This window comes from Methylocaldum sp. (assembly GCF_035627495.1).
In the GTDB taxonomy this organism is placed as follows: Bacteria; Pseudomonadota; Gammaproteobacteria; order Methylococcales; family Methylococcaceae; genus Methylocaldum.
In genome coordinates, this window is the sequence record NZ_DASPLO010000040.1 from 1 (window position 1) to 4007 (window position 4007).

4 protein-coding genes are annotated in these 4007 nt (G+C 57.1%); 3 read left to right on the top strand and 1 reads right to left on the bottom strand.

The features are described 5' to 3' along the window. Positions 1-190 precede the first annotated feature (190 nt). From VEB01_RS03260 to VEB01_RS03270, 3 genes are all read left to right on the top strand, one after another. Positions 191-550 carry a hypothetical protein gene (locus VEB01_RS03260; RefSeq protein WP_324872762.1) on the top strand — a complete coding sequence of 120 codons (360 nt, stop codon included), beginning with the start codon at positions 191-193 and terminating at the stop codon, positions 548-550. An 83-nt stretch (positions 551-633) separates the two neighbouring features. Further along, positions 634-1410, top strand: coding sequence for a hypothetical protein (locus VEB01_RS03265; protein ID WP_324872763.1), 777 nt, complete (start codon positions 634-636; stop codon positions 1408-1410). A 130-nt stretch (positions 1411-1540) separates the two neighbouring features. After that, entirely contained in the window at positions 1541-1675 is a 135-nt protein-coding gene (locus VEB01_RS03270; protein ID WP_324872765.1) for a hypothetical protein, read from the top strand. On the opposite strand, the gene VEB01_RS03275 is transcribed toward VEB01_RS03270, so the two are convergent. Then, positions 1672-3657: a monovalent cation:proton antiporter family protein gene (locus VEB01_RS03275; protein ID WP_324872767.1), complete on the bottom strand. Its 1986-nt coding sequence runs from the start codon at positions 3655-3657 to the stop codon at positions 1672-1674. The genes VEB01_RS03270 and VEB01_RS03275 overlap by 4 nt on opposite strands. Positions 3658-4007: the final 350 nt, after the last annotated feature.

Genomic DNA, 4007 nt, shown 5'->3' on the forward strand with positions numbered 1-4007 from the left:
ATTTGTACACCTTAACCTGTTGAATCGAGAATAGGATTTCTAATGGTGTCCATTAGACCACGGCTTCCCCGGCCGCCCCAAACCGCCGATTCGTCAGGGGCCTCCCAGGTTCCTCCGGGCTAATGGATAATCTGGGTTAAACGAACTCGATTCACTCATTGCGCAGCTGGAGCAGCGCCTGCCTCTCGAAGTGAGCCGCTTGCTGTACGGTATCCGCGAAACACTGGCGGATCTTTTGCCGCGCTTAACCGACCGGGCGCTATATTCCGAGGAGACTTATACGGTCGAGCGCACCATTCGCGACTATCTTCCCACAACCCTCGAAAGCTATATGCGCCTGCCTGCGGGATTTGCCGAGACGCACGCTCTTACTCAGGGCAAAACGGCCCGTATCTTGCTCGTTGAGCAATTAGGGATTTTGGACAACCATCTCAAAAAGCTGCTGAAAAATGCGGTAGAAAAAGATGCTCGCGCCTTAGTCGAGAACGGTCGGTTTTTAGCCGAGAAATTCAAATCGTGCGACTTTTTCAACCTGGGAGAGGATTCATGAATGTTTCGCGGAAGCCGTTCCTTAGCCTTTCGGTACGACGCGAACCTTCTATATATAGAAAAGCCTTGGGCATTGGATTATCCATGTCGTTCGCGGCAGGAGTAGGCTACGCAACGTATTTGTCCTTGAGAACGTCGTTCGTCACGCAACAGGGCTTTTCCCAGTTGCATCTCGAGGTTGTATCGAGGGCACCGTCCGTGTCGGCGGCGAACATCGGGAACCCGGACCGGTCGCCCGGATTGGTGCTCAACGAACAAAAACCGAAGCCGGTACAGAATACGATGAACAAGGGAAAAGTCCGGTTGAACTATCCCAAGGATGTGGAACTGCACGTGATCGGAGTGTATCAAGGCAAATTGGAATCGGATGACGGTAAGCCCTGGTGGAGCAAGTGCGGAGACCTCCAGGACTCTCGGAATGCGGCCGATTGCCATTCCCGTTATGCGGTCCAGCGCGACCCGGGGGTGGTCGAGGTGGAGGTGTCGTACAACGAACACCCGATCATTCTAGCGCTCATGGCTTACAGCGCGGTGAAATGGCGTGTGAAACCGGGATACGGAGTAGTGATCGAGCAGGTCATCTTGGCCGGCTATCATGGACAGACTATTGAAGGCGTGGAGCAAGGAGTCCCCGTGCATGCGTATACCTACAAATCCTCTCCCTGCAACCCTTGCTGGCAAGGAACCGGATTTTTCTACGGGTACGAAGGGCCGGACAGCGGCAGTCACACATACGGAACAGTCGAACGGAAGCTTTATGAGATTACTGGTCAGAGAGTAGCTTCGTTCCAAGGAAAATATAAGGGCGAACGCTTTTCCATAGCATCGGGCATGCCGGTATTTTCCTATGCAACACGATAGTATGCGCGGAAAAGGGCCAGGCTTTCATTGTTTGACTCTAATCACTGAATTAGAGGCTCACGCTTTTAGATACTTTTTCCAATCGAATCTACCGTTTACCGAATGAACATCAAGATCATCCGGAGACAAAATGAATTTTCGAGTGGAGAAATCGACCGAAGGGTTCCGTTGCCGATTTGAGATCAGGGATCGGAAGAGGATCGGGTGGGCCGTCATCCATGATCCGGAAACCATGGGCATCATCGATACGTTGAGATTGGATTAAGGCTCGGCAATGGTGGTGATCAGCCGTTGGGCCGCCGCCAATTGTTCCGAATTTCCGATCAATTCCAGATAGTCCCCTGCGTGTAATACGGTCCCCGCTTCCGGATTCGCCAGTAATTGCCCGTCACGCAGAATCGTCGCCAAAGCCGCCCCCGTCCGAGTGCTCAAGCCGGTTTCTTCCCAAGCCCGTCCCGTCCAGGGGCTGTCGGGCGGCAGACGCAGCCAGGCCACCTGGATGAGGTCGGCCCTATCGAGCGACTCTCGGAGCAGCCGCTGCTCTTCGCCGCTATTCGCTAGGGCGGCGTAGTGGTCGCGGCGCACCGACTCGGCGTAGCGGCGTACATCCTCCATTGAAAATCCCAGTTGGAGCAGGGCATGCCGGACCAGTTGCAATCCGCCTTCCAATTCGGGGTGAATCACATGCTGGGCGCCCAACTCGGCCAAGCGCTGTACGCCTTCCCGCGTGACAGCGCGGGCGATGATCGGCAGGTTCGGCGCCAGATCCCGCCCGGCCGCCACTGTTAGTTCGCTGGCAGCCTCTTCCGGCAGGGTCACCACCAATAGGCGGGCGCGGTCCAGCGCGGCATGGGCCAATATCTCGGAATTGGCGGCATCGCCCAGCAGCGTGCGTACGCCTCTCTGGTCCAACACATGGGCCCGTTCGGCGTCCGATTCGACGACCAGGTAGGGAAGCCCCAGATATTCCGCGACTTCGGCAATATGCCGACCGACCCGCCCACAACCTACGATGACGATATGGCCGGCCAGCGACGCATCGATGGAGGTGAGTCTCTGCCCATAGCGATCGAGCAGTTTCCACAGCGGCGAAATCGACTGCAACCCCCGTTCCGCCAATCCAACCATGCGAAACATGAGCGGGTTGACCACGATGGACAGGAGCGCCCCGGCCAAAATCAACGAATACTGATCCCTCTCCAGGAGCCCCAAAGCCAGTCCGGCCTGGCCCAGGATAAACGAGAATTCGCCGATTTGGCTGGTGCCGGCCGCGACGATCAGCGCGGTTCTGGCGGGACGGGGAAACAGGAAGGCCCACAAGGCGGTCACGGTGGGCTTCACGAACACGACAAAGCCGGTCAATGCGAGAACCGGGCCGATGTTGTCCAGCAGATAATGCGGGTCCAACAGCATGCCGATGGACACGAAGAACAGGACGGAAAAGGCTTCCCGGAACGGCAACAGATCCGCCGCGATTTGGTGACTGAGTGGCGATTCGCTGATCACGGCGCCGGCCATGAAGGCCCCCAGCGCCAACGAGGCCCCGAACAGTTCGGCGGACCCCAGGGCGATACCCAAAGCCATCGTCAGATTGGCCAGAATGAACAGTTCGCGGGAACGGGTATGGGCGACCCGCATCAGGAGCCAGGGGATCAGGCGGGCGCCGACAAACACCATAAAAATCAAGAATCCCACGGCCGCCAGCATGGTGAACCCCAACTCCCGCCAATCGAATCCGTTTTCGGTATGGGCCAGCGTCGGCAGAATCAGCAGGACCAACACGGTTGCCACGTCCTCCATCACCAGCCAACCGACCGCGACTTGGCCATGGGATGTGTTCAGCAAGCCATTGTCCATCAATCCCCGAAGCAGCACGATGGTGCTGGCAACCGAGATCGCCAATCCCAGAACCACGCCGGAAAAAGGCGGCCAGCCCCACCACTGGCTCAGCAAATAACCCAGTACAGCCGTTGTCGCCATCTGTCCGAGCGCACCCACGATGGCGATATCGCGGACTTGCCAAAGGTGTCGGAAGGAGAAATGCAATCCGACGCCGAACATCAGAAAAACGACGCCGAGTTCCGCTAGCTGATTGATGGTGTGGGGATCGCCGACGAAGCCGGGGGTAAAAGGGCCGATGGCGACGCCGGCCAGTAGGTACCCGACAATGGTCGGAAGTCCCATGCGGCGGAAAGCCAATCCGCCGAGGAAAGCGACTCCCAAGGCCACGGCAATGTTGATCAGCAACGATAGATTGTGCAACGGGGTGGCTATGGGTTTATTCCTCCAACCATCGAGAGCCGACTACTACAAAGGGCAATCAAGCGGTAAAGCTTCTTGCCGTGCGGTCTCAAGACCATATGGATTCGCTGCAACGCCTCGAACCCTTCCGGTTCGGGGCTTTGGTTCGGAGATCGCATGTGGGGCCAATAAAAGAAGCAGATGTTTCACGTTCCAGAGTAATGGTCAAATTTTGTGTACGGGGCGGACTCAGGCGGCGATTTTCTCGGCGTCTTCCCGAACTCCGTCCTTGAACACGACTCCCTCGATAACCTGAGCCAAGCGGGGAATGCCATTGAGTTTTCGCCAGTGCCGCT